Origin of the sequence: Janibacter sp. LM (assembly GCF_039631275.1) — a bacterium.
Taxonomy (GTDB): Bacteria; Actinomycetota; Actinomycetes; order Actinomycetales; family Dermatophilaceae; genus Janibacter; species Janibacter terrae.
The window spans coordinates 18506-34699 of sequence record NZ_JBDIVG010000032.1 but is presented as its reverse complement, the minus strand read 5'-3'; the positions used below and the strand labels follow the sequence as shown (position 1 = coordinate 34699).

14 protein-coding genes are annotated in these 16194 nt (G+C 72.2%); 13 read left to right on the top strand and 1 reads right to left on the bottom strand.

Annotated elements, in window-relative coordinates:
• Window positions 1-90: 90 nt before the first annotated feature.
• The 13 genes from ABC138_RS15195 to ABC138_RS15135 all read left to right on the top strand — a co-directional run bounded on the left by ABC138_RS15195 (window position 91) and on the right by ABC138_RS15135 (window position 15777).
• Window positions 91-390: a DUF3263 domain-containing protein gene (locus ABC138_RS15195; protein ID WP_345914219.1), complete on the top strand. Its 300-nt coding sequence runs from the start codon at window positions 91-93 to the stop codon at window positions 388-390.
• A gap of 35 nt (window positions 391-425) precedes the next feature.
• A complete protein-coding gene (locus ABC138_RS15190; RefSeq protein ID WP_345914218.1) occupies window positions 426-887 on the top strand; it encodes a hypothetical protein in 462 nt (153 codons plus the stop codon).
• Window positions 888-1116: 229 nt separating this feature from the next.
• The gene (groL, locus tag ABC138_RS15185; RefSeq protein WP_068326743.1) at window positions 1117-2751 is read left to right on the top strand and encodes a chaperonin GroEL; all 1635 of its coding nucleotides are present in this window, start codon (window positions 1117-1119) and stop codon (window positions 2749-2751) included.
• Between the two features lie 97 nt (window positions 2752-2848).
• Complete coding sequence (locus tag ABC138_RS15180; protein WP_345914217.1) at window positions 2849-3721, top strand: MoxR family ATPase; 873 nt, start codon at window positions 2849-2851, stop codon at window positions 3719-3721.
• On the top strand, window positions 3718-4851 hold the full coding sequence (locus ABC138_RS15175; RefSeq protein WP_345914216.1) for a VWA domain-containing protein: 1134 nt from the start codon (window positions 3718-3720) through the stop codon (window positions 4849-4851). Before ABC138_RS15180 ends, ABC138_RS15175 begins: the two co-directional genes overlap by 4 nt.
• Window positions 4844-5974, top strand: a complete 1131-nt coding sequence (locus ABC138_RS15170; RefSeq protein WP_345914215.1) for an XdhC family protein — start codon at window positions 4844-4846, stop codon at window positions 5972-5974. The genes ABC138_RS15175 and ABC138_RS15170 overlap by 8 nt, the downstream gene beginning before the upstream one ends.
• 84 nt (window positions 5975-6058) lie before the next feature.
• On the top strand, window positions 6059-6541 hold the full coding sequence (locus tag ABC138_RS15165) for a (2Fe-2S)-binding protein (RefSeq protein WP_068424497.1): 483 nt from the start codon (window positions 6059-6061) through the stop codon (window positions 6539-6541).
• Window positions 6538-9012 (top strand): xanthine dehydrogenase family protein molybdopterin-binding subunit, encoded by a 2475-nt coding sequence (locus ABC138_RS15160; RefSeq protein WP_345914214.1) that lies wholly within the window; start codon window positions 6538-6540, stop codon window positions 9010-9012. Before ABC138_RS15165 ends, ABC138_RS15160 begins: the two co-directional genes overlap by 4 nt.
• Window positions 9009-9863: a xanthine dehydrogenase family protein subunit M gene (locus tag ABC138_RS15155; protein WP_345914213.1), complete on the top strand. Its 855-nt coding sequence runs from the start codon at window positions 9009-9011 to the stop codon at window positions 9861-9863. Before ABC138_RS15160 ends, ABC138_RS15155 begins: the two co-directional genes overlap by 4 nt.
• Window positions 9864-9873: 10 nt before the next feature.
• A complete protein-coding gene (locus tag ABC138_RS15150) occupies window positions 9874-10596 on the top strand; it encodes an SRPBCC family protein (RefSeq protein ID WP_345914212.1) in 723 nt (240 codons plus the stop codon).
• A gap of 82 nt (window positions 10597-10678) precedes the next feature.
• On the top strand, window positions 10679-12334 hold the full coding sequence (locus ABC138_RS15145) for an alkaline phosphatase D family protein (protein ID WP_345914211.1): 1656 nt from the start codon (window positions 10679-10681) through the stop codon (window positions 12332-12334).
• Between the two features lie 165 nt (window positions 12335-12499).
• Window positions 12500-13243, top strand: a complete 744-nt coding sequence (locus ABC138_RS15140) for an ABC transporter ATP-binding protein (protein ID WP_068326717.1) — start codon at window positions 12500-12502, stop codon at window positions 13241-13243.
• Window positions 13243-15777, top strand: coding sequence for an FtsX-like permease family protein (locus ABC138_RS15135; RefSeq protein ID WP_345914210.1), 2535 nt, complete (start codon window positions 13243-13245; stop codon window positions 15775-15777). The genes ABC138_RS15140 and ABC138_RS15135 overlap by 1 nt, the downstream gene beginning before the upstream one ends.
• Before the next feature lie 78 nt (window positions 15778-15855).
• Here ABC138_RS15135 and ABC138_RS15130 read toward each other — a convergent pair whose 3' ends face one another.
• Window positions 15856-16152, bottom strand: coding sequence for a WXG100 family type VII secretion target (locus ABC138_RS15130; RefSeq protein WP_068326711.1), 297 nt, complete (start codon window positions 16150-16152; stop codon window positions 15856-15858).
• Between the last annotated feature and the right edge of the window lie 42 nt (window positions 16153-16194).

Below are 16194 nucleotides of genomic sequence, written 5' to 3'. Positions count from 1 at the left end.
TGGGGCGAAGGGGGCGCACGTGACAGCGGGAGGGGCGGGTGTCCAGCCGACACGCCGGGGGAATGACATTCATGTGATTCGGTCGGTACAGTGCGTCGCGTGAACCTCGCCGACCAGACCGCCGCGCCGACCCCCTCGGTCCCGCTCACGGACCGCGACCGCGAGATCCTCGCCTTCGAGCGCCAGTGGTGGAAGTACGCCGGCTCCAAGGAGCAGGCGATCAAGGAGCTGTTCGACATGAGCTCCACGCGCTACTACCAGGTGCTCAACGGCCTCATCAACAACCCGGCCGCCCTCTCCGAGGACCCGATGCTCATCAAGCGGCTGCGCCGCCTGCGCGACCAGCGCCAGCGCACCCGCAGCGCCCGCCGCCTCGGCTTCGAGGCCTGAGCCGCACGGCCGCCGCGGCTGGCAGAGTGGGTGGCATGAGCGCACTCGACTGGAGCACCCCCGAGGGGCTCGCCGCGATCAAGGAGCACCTGGCCGGTCGCATCGACGGCTGGCGCGAGCCGGTCGCGTGGGCGGTCGGCATCTCGCCGGCGAGCAGCGACCCGGACTTCGAGTTCCCGCACGTGAATCTCCCCGGAGGCCGGCACGGGCTCTCGGCGGTCGTGCTCGCCTCGGTCCTGCACCACGACGGCTCGACGGCGACCCTGCCCGTCTCGACCCTCCAGCTGCAGGCCGCCGTCGAAGGGCTCGAGCCCGCCGAGGCCACGCCGGGGGAGCACCCCAACCTCGGCGCCTGGCGTGCGCTGCTCGCCGCCGCGCACGACAACCCGGCGCGGGAGCTCGTCGCGGTCTTCGTCGCCGATCTCGACGACCCGGTCTCCTCCGACGAGGACGGCCGGATGCGGGCGTCCTTCGAGCACCACCACCCCCGCACCTGACGAAGGGGGTGCGCTCCCCTTCGTCCTCGTCCCGCCGCGCGGGGTGACGTTTGCACTCTCCCGGTGAGAGTGCCAATAATGGCGTTAGCACTCTCCCGGTGAGAGTGACAATCCTTGACCGGTCAGGTGAGGGGTGTGAACGCACGGTGACGTGAGCCGCGTGGTCGCACCTCGTCCGTCGCGGGCGCCCCCGGTCATGACCCTTCGATTCGCGTGGAGGACCACCCGAATGGCAAAGCTCATTGCTTTTGACGAGGAGGCCCGTCGCGGCCTCGAGCGGGGCATGAACACCCTCGCTGACGCCGTCAAGGTCACCCTCGGCCCCAAGGGCCGCAATGTCGTCCTGGAGAAGAAGTGGGGCGCACCCACGATCACCAACGACGGCGTGTCCATCGCCAAGGAGATCGAGCTCGACGACCCCTACGAGAAGATCGGCGCCGAGCTGGTCAAGGAGGTCGCGAAGAAGACCGACGACGTCGCCGGCGACGGCACGACGACGGCCACCGTCCTCGCCCAGGCGCTCGTGCGCGAGGGCCTGCGCAATGTCGCGGCCGGCGCCAACCCGATGGCGCTCAAGCGCGGCATCGAGAAGGCCACCGCCGCCGTCAGCGAGGAGCTCCTCGCGATGGCCAAGGAGATCGAGACCAAGGAGCAGATCGCTGCCACGGCCTCCATCTCCGCTGCTGACCCGGAGATCGGCGCCAAGATCGCCGAGGCCATGGACAAGGTCGGCAAGGAAGGCGTCATCACCGTCGAGGAGAGCAACACCTTCGGTCTCGAGCTCGAGCTCACCGAGGGCATGCGCTTCGACAAGGGCTACATCTCCGGCTACTTCGTCACCGACACCGAGCGCATGGAGACCGTGCTCGAGGACCCCTACGTCCTCATCGCCAACTCCAAGATCGGCTCGATCAAGGATCTGCTGCCGCTCCTCGAGAAGGTCATGCAGGCCGGCAAGCCGCTGCTGATCATCGCCGAGGACGTCGAGGGCGAGGCGCTGTCGACGCTCGTCGTCAACAAGCTCAAGGGCACCTTCAAGTCCGTCGCCGTCAAGGCCCCGGGCTTCGGTGACCGCCGCAAGGCCATGCTCGCCGACATCGCCATCCTCACCGGTGGCCAGGTCATCTCCGAGGAGGTCGGCCTCTCCCTCGAGACCGCGGAGCTCGACCTGCTGGGTCGGGCCCGCAAGGTCGTCGTCACCAAGGACGAGACGACGATCGTCGAGGGTGCCGGCGACCAGGACCAGATCGGTGGCCGCGTGTCGCAGATCAAGGCCGAGATCGAGAACAGCGACTCCGACTACGACCGCGAGAAGCTCCAGGAGCGCCTCGCCAAGCTCGCCGGCGGCGTCGCCGTCATCCGTGCGGGTGCGGCCACCGAGGTCGAGCTCAAGGAGCGCAAGCACCGCATCGAGGACGCCGTGCGCAACGCCAAGGCGGCCGTCGAGGAGGGCATCGTCGCCGGTGGCGGCGTCGCGCTCCTGCAGGCGACCAAGGTGGCCTTCGAGAAGCTCTCGCTCGAGGGTGACGAGGCGACCGGCGCCAACATCGTGCGCGTCGCGGCCTCCGCCCCGCTCAAGCAGATCGCGACCAACGCCGGCCTCAACGGCGGCGTCGTGACCGAGAAGGTGGAGAACCTCCCCGCGGGCGAGGGCCTCAACGCGGCCACCGGCGAGTACGTCGACATGATCGCCCAGGGCATCATCGACCCCGCCAAGGTGACCCGCAGCGCGCTGCAGAACGCCGCCTCCATCGCGGCGCTCTTCCTCACCACCGAGGCCGTCGTGGCCGACAAGCCGGAGAAGGCCGCTGCGGCCATGCCCGGTGGCGACGACATGGGTGGCATGGGCGGCATGGGCTTCTGAGCCCACCGCTGCGCACGACGAAGGGCGGTCCCTCCTCACGGGGGGACCGCCCTTCGTCGTCGGCCCGGGCGGGAGGACGGGTGGGTAACCTCGGCCCATGACGTCACCGCAGGAGCTGGCGGACTCGCTGGGCCGCACCGGGTACCTCGCCGACGAGGACCTCGCGACCGTCGTCTTCCTCGCCCGGGAGATGCAGCGGCCGCTGCTGCTCGAGGGCGAGCCCGGCACCGGCAAGACCGCGCTGGCACAGGCGCTGGCGCAGATCGAGGGCGTGCCGCTCATCCGCCTGCAGTGCTACGAGGGCATCGACGCCTCGCAGGCGCTCTACGACTGGGACTTCCCGCGGCAGATCCTCCACCTGCGCACGCTCGAGGCGCTCACGGCGAGCGGGCAGCCGGACGCCGCGGCGGCCGAGCGGACGCTCTTCGACGAGCGGTTCCTGCTCGAGCGGCCCGTGCTGCAGGCCCTGCGGGGTGCTCCCGCCGTCCTGCTCGTCGACGAGGTCGACCGCGCCGACGACGAGTTCGAGGCCTTCCTGCTCGAGGTGCTCTCGTCGTGGACGGTGAGCATCCCCGAGCTCGGCACGATCCGGGCGCAGACCCCGCCGACGGTCGTGCTCACCTCCAACCGCACCCGTGAGCTGCACGACGCCCTCAAACGCCGGTGCCTCTACCACTGGATCGACCACCCCGGGCTCGACCGCGAGGTGGCGATCGTCCGCAGCCGGGTCCCGGAGGTCAGCGAGACGCTCGCCCGGCAGGTCGCCGTCGCGGTGCAGCAGCTGCGCTCCGAGGGCCTGCTCAAGCCACCGGGCGTCGCGGAGACGCTCGACTGGGTGGTCGCGCTGCAGCACCTCGGGGCGGTCGAGCTCGACCTCGAGGTCGCCGCCCGCACCCTCGGCGCGGTCGTGAAGTACCGCGAGGACACCGACCGGGTCCGCCAGGCCCTCGACCGGGTGCTCGGCGGGTGACCGTCCCCTCCGCGACCGGGCCCGCGGTCGACGAGGTGCTGCTGGGCTTCGCGCACGCCCTCCGCGCGGCGGGGGTGGACGTCACGCACGACCGGGCCTCCGCCTTCCTCGAGGCGGCCGCGCTCGTCGGCGCGGGCGACCTCGCGGGCGTGCGTCGGGCCGCGCGGGCCACGCTCTGCGCCGGGCCGGAGGACCTGCGGCGCCTCGACCAGGTCTTCGCCGGGTGGTTCTCCGGGGCGGAGGGCATGCCCGCGGCTCCGCGACCGGGGCGCGAGGTCACGGCGTCGTCCCCGGTGCCGCTCGACGACGACCCGGTCGAAGGAGGTGACCCCGGTGAGGTGGTGAGGGCGGCCGCCTCCCGGCGGGAGGTCCTGCGCCACCGCGACGTGGCCGGGCTGGGCGCCGAGGACAAGGTCCTGCTCGACCGGCTCATCGGCGAGCTGCGGCCGCGCCTGCCCGAGCGGCGCGCCACCCGTCGCGCACCGTGGCGCCGTGGGGAGATCGACGCGCACCGCACGATGCGCACGATGCTGCGTCGGATGGGGGAGCCGAGCCGGATCGACCACCGGCGGCGGGCGAGCCGCCCGCGCCGCGTCGTCGTCCTCGTGGACGTCTCCGGGTCGATGCGCGCCTACGCCGACGCCCTCCTGCGGGTGGCGCACGCGCTCGTGCAGGCGCCACGGGCCGGCCCCGCGGCCCGTTCCGTCGAGGTCTTCGCGCTCGGCACCCGCCTCACCCGGGTCACCGACGCGCTGCGCGTCCGTGACCCGGAGCGCGCCCTCGTCCGCGCGGGCGAGCAGGTGCCCGACTGGTCCGGCGGCACCCGGCTCGGCGAGGTGCTGCGGGTCTTCCTCGACCGGCCGGCCACCCGCAACCTGGCCCGCGGTGCCGTCGTGGTCATCGTGAGCGACGGCTGGGAGCGGGGCGACTGCCGGGAGCTCGGCGAGCAGGTCGCGCGGATGCAGCTGCTGGCCCACCGGGTGGTGTGGGCCAACCCGCACCGGGGCAAGGACGGGTATCTTCCGGTGCAGGCCGGTATCGTCGCCGCCCTGCCGCACGTGGATGCCTTCGTCGCCGGGCACTCGCTGCGGTCCTTCGAGGAGCTGTTGGAGGTCGTTGCCCGTGCGTGAGGTCCTGCCGGAGCTGCTGGCGTGGTGGGAGCAGGGGCACCCCGTCGGGGTCGGGACCGTCGTCGCGACCTGGCGCTCGGCGCCGCGACCGGCCGGTGCCTCGATGCTCGTCGGCCCCGACGGCACCGCGGTCGGGTCGGTGTCGGGCGGGTGCGTCGAGGGCGCGGTCTACGAGCGCGCCGAGGAGGTCCTCGAGTCCCGGACCCCGGTCCTCGAGCGCTACGGCGTCTCCGACGACGACGCGATGTCCGTCGGGCTGACCTGCGGCGGCATCCTCGACGTGTGGGTCGAGCGGTTCGACCGCGAGAGCTTCCCCGAGCTCGGCGAGGTCGCGGCCGACGTGGCGGCCGGGCGGCCGGTCGCCGTGGCGACGGTCATCGAGCACCCGGACCCGCAGTGGCTCGGACGCCGGGTGGTCATCCGTCCCGACGAGGAGCCGCAGGGCTCCCTCGGGTCCCCGCGCGTCGACGCGGCGGTCCTGGACGACGCGCTCGGCCAGCTCGCCCTCGGGCACAACGCCACGATCGGCTACGGCCCGGACGGGGAGCGTCGTGGAGAGGGGATGCGGGTCTTCGTGTGGGCCTTCGCCCCGCGGCCGCGCATGCTCGTGTTCGGCGCGATCGACTTCGCCGCCGCGGTCGCCCGGGTCGGCTCCTTCCTCGGCTACCGGGTCACGGTGTGCGATGCCCGCCCGGTCTTCGCCACCCGTTCGCGGTTCGCCGACGCCGACGAGGTCGTCGTCGACTGGCCGCACCGCTACCTCGCCGCCGAGCAGGCCGCAGGCCGGATCGACGGGCGCACGGTCATCGCCGTGCTCACCCACGACCCGAAGTTCGACGTCCCCCTGCTCGAGGTGGCCCTGCGGCTGCCGGAGGTCGGCTACATCGGCGCGATGGGTTCGCGTCGCACGCACGAGGACCGGGAGGAGCGGTTGCTCGAGGCGGGGGTGGCCCCGGCCGAGCTCGCCCGGCTCCGCAGCCCGATCGGCCTCGACCTGGGCGCGCGGACGCCCGAGGAGACGGCGATCAGCATCGCCGCGGAGTTCATCGCGGACCGGTGGGGCGGCTCCGGTCGGTCGCTGGCGGAGCGCTCCGGACGCATCCACCACTCCCTCGAGGACTGACCGGCCGAAGGGGGGTGACCCCAGCGGGGACGTCTGGCAGCATGAGCCGCATCACACCGTCATGATCGCCCCCAGGAGGGTCCCATGGTCAGGATCGAGCTCGTCGTGGACGGCCAGAGAGTGGCCGATGACATCGAACCCCGGATGCTGTTGGTCCACTACCTGCGGGAGGTGGTGGGCAGGACCGGCACGGTGATCGGGTGCGACACCTCCAACTGCGGTGCCTGCACGGTCCACCTCGACGGCAGGAGCGTGAAGTCCTGCAACGTCCTGGCCGTCCAGGCGGACGGGGCGGAGGTCACGACGATCGAGGGCCTGGCCGAGGGCGACGAGCTGCACCCGGTGCAGGCCGCCTTCCACGAGTGCCACGCGCTGCAGTGCGGCTACTGCACCCCCGGCATGATCATGCAGGCCGTCGACCTGCTCCGGGACAACCCGGACCCCACCGAGGAGGAGGTGCGCGTCGGCCTCGAGGGCAACCTCTGCCGGTGCACCGGGTACCACAACATCGTCCGCGCGGTCCTGACCGCGGCCGGGTCGAGCGAGACCCCCGGAGGTGCGCGATGACCGCCGAGGCGACCGAGGCGCCGGCCCGCGAGATCGGCCGCGACCGCCGCCGCAAGGAGGACCGGCGCCTCATCACCGGGCGCACCCGCTGGACCGACAACATCGTCCTGCCCGGCATGCTGCACGTGGCGATGGTCCGGTCCCCCTTCGCCCACGCCCGCATCGTCGCCGTCGACCTGAGCGAGGCGCGTCAGGCGAGCAATGTCGTCGCCGTCTACTCCGGCGCCGACCTCGACGAGAGCGCCGGCGTGCTCATCAACGCGTGGCCGCTCACCCCCGACCAGGTCACCCCCACGCACCCGCCGATGCCGGCCGACCGGGTGACCTTCGCCGGGGAGGTCGTCGCGGTCGTCGTGGCCCGCACCGCGGCGGAGGCCCGGGACGCGGCGGAGCTCGTCGACATCGACTACGAGGAGCTGCCCGCGGCGCTGGACCTCAAGGAGGCCGCGCAGGACACGGTGCTCGCGCACCCCGACCTCGGCACCAACAAGTCGGCCCTCTGGGTCTTCGACTCGAAGGAGGCCGGGACCGGCGGCGACGTCGAGGAGGCGATCGCCACCGCCCGCGAGGGCGGCATCCTCATCGAGCGTGAGTACCGCCAGCAGCGGCTGATCCCCGCCTTCATGGAGCCGCGCTCGGTCGTCGTCGACCCGACGGGCGAGCAGCTGACGATGTGGTCGGCGACCCAGGTCCCGCACATCCTGCGCTTCGCGCTCGCGGCGACCACCGGCGTCCCGGAGTCGAAGATCCGGGTCATCGCCCCGGACGTCGGCGGCGGCTTCGGCGGCAAGCTGCAGGTGACGCCCGAGGAGTGGCTCGTCTGGTGGGTGGCCCGCCAGCTCGGTCGACCGGTGAAGTACACCGAGACCCGCTCCGAGTCGCTGATGGCCGCCCACCACGGCCGCGACCAGTGGCAGCGCCTGACCCTCGCGGCGGACAAGGAGGGGCACGTCACCGGCCTCAAGGTCGACCTCCTCGCCGACCTCGGCTCCTACGTCGCGCTCATCGGCGGGGGCATCCCCGTCCTCGGCGCGTTCATGTTCAACGCCATCTACAAGTTCCCGGCGTACCACTTCTCGATGCAGTCGGTGCTCACCAACAAGGCCTGGACGGACGCCTACCGTGGCGCCGGTCGGCCCGAGGCGACCTTCGCCATCGAGCGACTCATGGACGAGCTCGCGGCCGAGCTCGGCGAGGACCCGCTCGTCGTCCGCGAACGCAACTGGATCCGGCACGAGGAGTTCCCCTTCACCTCGGTCGCCGGGCTCGAGTACGACTCCGGCAACTACGAGGCCGCCACGGCCAAGGCCAAGGAGATGTTCGGCTACGACGCGTTGCGCGAGGAGCAGCGCCAGCGCCGCGAGCGCAAGGACCCGGTCCAGCTCGGCATCGGCATCTCGACCTTCACCGAGATGTGCGGCCTGGCGCCCAGCCGGGTGCTCGGTAGCCTCGACTACGGGGCCGGCGGCTGGGAGCACGCGAGCATCCGGATGCTCGCGACGGGCAAGGTCGAGGTCGTCGTCGGCGTGAGCCCGCACGGCCAGGGCCACGAGACGGCCTTCAGCCAGATCGTCGCCGACCGGCTCGGCGTCCCCTTCGAGGACGTGGAGGTGCTGCACGGCGACACCCAGATCTCCCACAAGGGCATGGACACCTACGGCTCCCGGTCCCTCGTCGTCGGCGGCGAGGCCGTCGTCCGGGCGGCGGACAAGGTGATCGACAAGGCGCGCCGCTACGCCGCGCACATGCTCGAGGCCAACCCCGACGACCTCGAGCTCAAGGACGGCCGGCTCGGCGTGGCCGGCACCGACCAGTCGGTGGCGCTGACCGAGATCGCGACCGCGGCCTTCGCCTCGCACGACTACCCGGACGACATCGAGCCGGGCATCGACGCCGAGGCGACCTTCGACCCGGTGAACTTCAACTACCCGCACGGCACGCACCTGTGCGCCATGGAGGTCGACACCGAGACCGGTCAGGTGCGGCTGCGCAAGTACACCTGCGTCGACGACGTCGGTCAGGTGATCAACCCGCTCATCGTCGACGGCCAGATCCACGGTGGCCTCGTCCAGGGCATCGCCCAGGCGCTGTGGGAGGAGGCGGTCCACGACGACTCGGGCACGCTCGTGAGCGCGAGCTTCGTCGACTACCTCGTCCCGACGGCGGCCGACACGATCAGCTTCGACACCGCGACGACGACCACCTTGGCCACGTCCAACACGCTGGGGACGAAGGGGGTCGGCGAGGCCGGCACCATCGCCTCCACCCCGTGCATCGTCAACGGCGTCGTCGACGCCCTCCGCCCCTTCGGCATCGACGACGTCCAGATGCCGTGCACCCCGGAGCGGGTCTGGCAGGCGCTGCGGTCCGGCAGGGACGAGGAGACGACGGGGGCGGCGGCGCCCCACTTCGACCCGGACGGCGGCAACTTCGACGACATGAGCGGCACCGCGGAAGGAGCAGGGCGATGATCCCGGCGAAGTTCGACTACGCCGCCCCCGCGACGGTCCAGGAGGCCCTCGGCCTGCTCGCGGAGCACGGTGACGAGGCCAAGGTGATCGCCGGGGGGCAGTCCCTGCTGCCGGTGCTGCGGATGCGCCTCAACGCTCCCGAGCTGGTCGTCGACCTCGGTCGGATCGAGTCGCTGCGGGGCATCCGCGTCGACGGCGACACCGTGACGATCGGGGCGATGACGCCCTACCACGAGATCCTCGCCGACGAGACGGTCCGCGAGCGGTGCACGCTGCTCCACCAGGCGATCACCGAGGTGGCCGACCCGCAGATCCGCCACCGCGGCACGCTCGGTGGGGCGCTGGTCCACGCCGACCCCGCCGGTGACTGCGGCGCCCCGGTGCTGGCGATGGATGCCGAGCTGGTCGTCACCGGCCCGGGCGGTGAGCGCGTCGTCCCGGCGGCCGAGTTCTTCGAGGGGCTCTTCACGACCGCCGTCGGCGAGGACGAGCTGCTCACCGCGATCCGCGTCCCCGCCTACGACGGCTGGGGCTCGCACTACGAGAAGTTCGTGCGCATCGCCCACCAGTGGCCGATCGTCGCCGTCGCCGCGCAGGTGCGCACAGAGGGCGGGTCGATCGCCGAGGCCCGGATCGGCCTGACCAACATGGGCGCGACCCCCCTTCGCGCGTCGGCGGTGGAGGCGGGCCTCGTGGGTGCGGCCACCACCCAGGAGGCCGTCCGGGCCGCGTGCGACCGGGCCGCCGAGGGCACCGACCCGCCGTCCGACCTCAACGGGGACGCCGACTACCGCCGGCACCTCGCGACCGTGCTGACCCGACGGGCCGTCCTCGCGGCCGTCGGCGGATGAGAGGACTGCCGTGCAGCTGACCCACTCCTTCACCGTGCCCGCCGGGATCGAGCAGACCTGGGCCGCCCTCGAGGACATCGAGTCCGTGGCCGGGTGCTTCCCCGGCGCCCAGGTGACCCACGCCGACGCCAGCTCCTTCGAGGGCACCGTCAAGGTCAAGCTCGGACCGATCGCCCTCGTGTACAAGGGGTCCGGCGAGTTCGTCGACAAGGACGCCGGGGCCCACCGCATGACGATCCGGGCCAGCGGCAAGGACAAGCGCGGCAACGGCACCGCCGGCGCCGACGTCGTCGCGACGATGACCGAGGAGGGGCCCGGGCAGACCCACGTCGAGGTCGTCACCGACCTCAACGTCACCGGCAAGCCGGCGCAGTTCGGGCGCGGGGTCATGCAGGACGTCTCGGACAAGCTGCTCGGGCAGTTCGTCGACTGCCTCGCCGACCGGCTCGGGTCGACCGGGACGGCCCCCGAGGCGACCGCCGAGACGCCCCTCGAGACGCCTCTCGAGACGCCCGCCGAGCCGGTGCCCGGTGACGCCGCCCCGTCCGCCGCTGCAGCGCCAACGCAGGCCGTGCCGGCGAGCGGCCCCCGGGTCACGGACGACGCCGTGGACCTCGGCGCGGTCGCGCTGCCGGTCCTGCTGCGCACGTACGGGCCCACGCTCGCCGCCGCCCTGGGCGGGCTGGTCCTGGGCCTGCTCCTCGGGCGGGGCCGACGCCGCCGGTCGTCCTGAGCCGACACCGGCCCCTGCCACCGCGGCACGCCGATGGCCCCGCGCCCAGCCGCTTCCCACCCGCGCGGGGGAGGATGGACGGATGACCGCACCCTCCCCGCTCGTCCTCGGCCCCCTCCTGCGCTTCGTGGGCGAGCACGACGCCTCGATCTGGGTGGAGACCGCCGCGCCCGCCCGGGTCACCGTGCACACCGACGGGCGGTCCTGGGGCGCCGCGACCTTCGTCGTCGAGGAGCACCACTACGCGCTCGTCCTGCTCGACGGCCTCGAGACCGGCCGCGAGTACACCTACTCCGTGCGCATCGACGACGGCGAGGTCTGGCCCCTGGCGGACTCGCCCTTCCCGGCCCCGACGATTGCCACCCTCGACCACGACCGCCCGGCCCGGCTGGCCTTCGGCTCCTGCCGCACGAGCGTCCCGCACGACGCGGAGCACCACGCCAGCCACGGGGTCGACGCGCTGCGCACCTTCGCGCTGTCCCTGGCGAAGGGGGAGTCCCGCCGCCCCGACGCCCTCGCCCTCCTCGGCGACCAGGTCTACGCCGACGAGACGAGCGAGGAGATGCGCGAGTTCATCGCCTCCCGGCGCAGCCTCGAGGAGCCCCCCGGCGAGGAGATCAAGGACTACGCCGAGTACGCGCACCTCTACCACCTCGCGTGGACCGACCCGGCGATCCGCTGGGTGCTCTCGGTCCTGCCGAGCGCGATGATCTTCGACGACCACGACATCCGTGACGACTGGAACACCTCGTGGACCTGGCAGCAGGAGATCAACGCGACCCCGTGGTGGCACGAGCGTCTCGTCGCGGGCCTCACCAGCTACTGGGTCCACCAGCACATCGGCAACCTCGCGCCCGAGGAGCTCGCCGAGGACAGGATCTGGACGCTGCTCGACGGCGCCGGGCCCGGCGAGGTCGACCTGACCGCCCCCCTTCGTGCCCTCGCCGAGCGCGTCGACGAGGAGCCGGAGTCGTATCGCTGGAGCTACACCCGCCAGCTCGGCGGGTCGCGCCTGATCATGCTCGACTCCCGCGCCGCGCGGGTGCTGGAGCCGGGGCGCCGCTCGATGCTCGACGACGACGAGCTCGCGTGGCTCGACGAGCAGCTCACCGGCGACCTCGACCACCTCTTCATCGGGACCTCCCTGCCCTTCATGCTGCCGCCGGGTCTGCACGACGCCGAGGCGATCAGCGAGTCGCTCGCCGGACCCGACCGGTCGCAGCCGGTGCACCGGGCCACCGAGGCGCTGCGCCAGGTCATCGACCTCGAGCACTGGGGTGCCTTCCAGTCCGGCTTCGTCGAGGTCTTCGACCTCGTCATGTCCGTCGCCCGCGGCGAGCGCGGCACGGCCCCGACGACGATCACCTTCCTCTCCGGTGACGTGCACAACTCCTACGTCGCCGAGGTCATCGACCCGGCCGCGCACGGCGCCACCAGCCGCATCGTCCAGGCGGTCTGCAGCCCCGTCCGCAACCCGATGCCCCGTGCCCTGCGCGTCCTCATGTCGCAGATGGCCAGGGGCCTCGTGCGGCCGATGCGGTGGCTCGCCGCCCGGACGAAGGGGGTCCCCGACCCGGCCTACCCGTGGCGCGTGACCGAGGGGCCCTGGTTCGACAACAACCTCGCAGTCGCCGAGGTCGGGCCCGACGGGGTCACCCTGCGGTGGGTCACCGGCGACGTCGTCGACGGCGACGACGCCCACCCGAGGCTGCGCGAGGTCGCCTGCGTCCGCGTCTGAGGCGGGCCGCACCCTCCCTTCGAGGCTCGCTGGCGCTCGCGCCTCAGGGCGGCGCCGTCGTCGTGGTCGCCGCAGGGCCCTGACGGGGGGATACCCCCATGACTCGCGCCCCGCAGGAGCCTAGGTTTGAGGCGACACGACGGACCTACAGGGGAGCACGACGACATGGGCACACAGGTTGCCGCGAGCACGCACAGGATCACGAAGGTGTACGGCCGGGGAGAGGCGAGCGTGACCGCCCTCGACGGCATCGACCTCGACATCGGCGCCCGCCAGTTCACGGCCATCATGGGGCCCTCCGGCTCCGGCAAGTCCACGCTGATGCACTGCCTCGCCGGGCTCGACTCGGTGACCGACGGCCAGGCGATGATCGGTGACACCGACATCACCCGGCTGCGGGAGAAGGACCTCACGAGGCTGCGGCGCGACCGCATCGGCTTCGTCTTCCAGGCCTTCAACCTCATCCCGACGCTCACCGCCGAGGAGAACATCCTCCTGCCGCTCGCCATCGCGGGTCGCAAGGCCGACCCCCAGTGGTTCGACCTCGTCATCGACACCGTCGGGCTGCGCGACCGCCTCGGCCACCGGCCCGGTGAGCTCTCCGGCGGCCAGCAGCAGCGCGTCGCCTGCGCCCGCGCGCTGGTGTCCAAGCCGGAGATCATCTTCGCCGACGAGCCCACCGGCAACCTCGACTCGACCTCGGGCGCGGAGGTGCTCGGGTTCCTGCGGCGCAGCGTCGACGAGTTCGACCAGACGATCGTCATGGTCACCCACGACCCGGTCGCCGCCAGCCACACCGACCGGGTGCTCTTCCTCGCCGACGGCAAGATCGTCGACGAGCTGTGGGAGCCCGAGCGCGAGACCGTCCTCGAGCGCATGGTCGCGCTCACGGCTGCGGGGGCCCGCTGATGCTGCGCGCGACCTTCACGAGCCTGCTGGCGCGCAAGGCGCGCCTGCTGATGAGCGCGACGGCGATCATCCTCGGCACGGCCTTCGTCGCCGGGTCGCTGATCTTCACCGACACCCTCGGCCGCACCTTCGACGGGATCCTCGACGGCACCGTCGGCGATGTCGTCGTCCAGGCCGAGCAGACCGACGAGTACGGCGGGTCGGGGGGCGGCGCGATCACCGCGGCCAGGGTCGCGAAGCTCGCCGACCTGCCCGGCGCGGAGCGTGCCGACGGCAGCGTCGACGCCTTCGGGGTCTTCGTCGTCGGGGACAACGGCAAGGTCGTCGGCGGGCAGGGCGCCCCCGCCCTCGCCTTCAACTACACCGATGCCCCCAACCAGCTCGGCGTGCAGCCGATCTCGCTGGTGGAGGGGCGCGCACCCGAGCGGACGGGCGAGGTCGTCGTCGACACCAAGACCCTGGAGCGGGCCGGGTACGCGGTCGGGGACACGGTCCCCTTCGTCACCACCGGCGCGACCCCGCGCCTGGAGGCCGAGGTCGTCGGCTCGATGACCTTCGGCGAAGGGGGCATGGCCGGCGCCTCGATCTCCGTCTTCGACACCGCGACCATGCAAGAGCTGTTCATGGACGGCAAGGACGAGTACTCGTCCGTGTGGGTCACCGCCGAGGACGGGGTCAGCCAGCAGGAGCTGCTGGACCAGGTGCAGCCGCTCGTGCCCGAGGGCTACAAGGGCTGGACGGGGCGGGCGCTGGCCGACGAGTCGGCCAACGACGTCGAGCAGGCGCTGGGCTTCATCACGACCTTCCTGCTCGTCTTCGCCGGGATCGCGCTCTTCGTCGGGTCCTTCCTCATCGTCAACACCTTCAGCATCCTGGTGGCCCAGCGGGGTCGGGAGCTCGCCCTCCTGCGCGCGATCGGTGCCAGCCGGCGGCAGGTCGTGCGCTCCGTGCTCGTCGAGGCCCTCGTCGTGGGAGTCATCGGCTCGACCGTCGGGCTGCTGCTCGGCGTGCTCCTCGCGGTCGGCATCCGGGCGCTCTTCGCCGTCTTCGGTCTCGACCTGTCGGGGAGCGGGCTGGTCTTCGCGCCACGCACGATCATCGCGACCTTCGCCGTCGGCATCATCGTGACGATGCTGGCCGCATGGATCCCGGCCCACAAGGCCGGGTCGGTGCCGCCGGTGGCGGCGATGCGGGAGTCGATGGACACCAACACGGTGCGCCGCCCGGTCCGGCGGGTGCTCGAGGTCGGCGTGCTCGCGCTCGGCGTCGCGGCCTTCCTCATCGGGCTCTTCGTCGCCGACACCCGGGAGATCTGGTGGATCGGCGGGGGCATCTTCGGGATGGTCCTCGGCGTCGCCTTCCTCGCGGCGCTCGTCGGGCGACCGGTCATCTCGGGGCTCGGCATGGTCTTCCGCAGGGCCTTCGGCAGCGTCGGCCACATGGCCGAGCAGAACGCCGTGCGCAACCCCGGTCGTACCGCGGCCACGGCGTCCGCGCTGATGATCGGCATGACCCTCGTCGCCCTGATGGGCGTGGTCGCCTCGAGCGCCACCGCGAGCATCGACCGGCAGATCAAGGACTCCTTCCGCGCGGACTTCGTGCTGAGCAATGTCGTCGGGCAGCCCTTCTCGGCGACCGTCGCCGACCAGGTCGCGCAGGTCGACGGGGTGCGTGAGGTCTCCCCGGTGCGCTTCGTCAGCGCCGACGTCGACGGCGGCCAGATCTACGCGGTCGCGATCGAGCCGAAGAGCTTCGCCCAGGTGGAGCCGATCGAGACGACGCAGGGGAGCGCCGACCTCACCCGGGAGACGATCCTGCTCTCGACGGATCATGAGGGTGGCCGCTCGGTCGGTGACACGGTGACGGTGAAGATCGGCACCCAGACCCGGGAGCTGCAGGTGGCCGGCTTCTACGACGAGATCCCGGCCCTGCAGAACCCCGAGGTCCTGCTCTCGACCGAGACCGTGGAGGGCATGGGGTCGCGGGGCACCGACAACTCGGCCTTCATCCTCCTGGACGAGGGCGCCGACAAGACGAGGGTCGAGGAGGCGATCAACGGCGTCATCGCCGAGCAGCCGCTCGTCACGCTCAAGGACCAGGAGGGTTACGCCGACGAGCAGCGGGGCCTGATCAACCGGCTCCTCTTCCTCATCTACGCCCTGCTGGGCCTGGCGATCGTCATCGCCGTCCTCGGTATCGTCAACACGCTCGGCCTGTCGGTCATGGAGCGCACGCGCGAGATCGGCCTGCTGCGGGCGGTGGGTCTCTCCCGGGCGCAGCTGCGCCGGATGATCCGCCTGGAGTCGGTGACGATCGCGCTCCTGGGAGCACTGCTCGGCATCGGGCTCGGGGTCGTCTCGGGGGTCGCGATCCAGCGGGCGCTCGTCGACGACGGCATCACCGAGCTCGCGATCCCGTGGGTCTCGCTCATCGGCTTCGTCGTCGCGGCCGGCGTCGTCGGGGTGCTGGCGGCGCTGCTGCCGGCCCGCCGGGCGGCCCGGATGGACGTGCTGCAGGCGATCTCCACGGAGTGACGAGGTGGGGGAGTGACCCGAGGTCGAAGGGGGGCGGTGACCGCGGCGGTCACCGCCCCCCTTCGCCGTGCGCCGGGCTCACCGACCGGGGCGCATCATCCCCTTGACCCCCGTCTCGGTCGTGGAGTACGACTCGCTCGCCTCACCGAGGGCGCGGCTGATCTCGTCGAGGCTCTCCTTGACGGTGCGCTGCGTGGCCCGCCAGTCGTTGATGAGGTCCTGGAAGGACGTGGAGGCGTCACCCTGCCACTCGTCCTGGAGCGAGATGAGGCGGCTCATCATGCTCGCGACGGTCGTCTCGACGTCCTCGCTGATGCGGGCGACGTCGGTGGAGCTGCTCGCGACCTGCTCGGTGTTGACGGTGAACGTGGCCATGCTGGTCCCCTTCGCTGGTGGCCGGGCCCGAGTGGCCCGGTC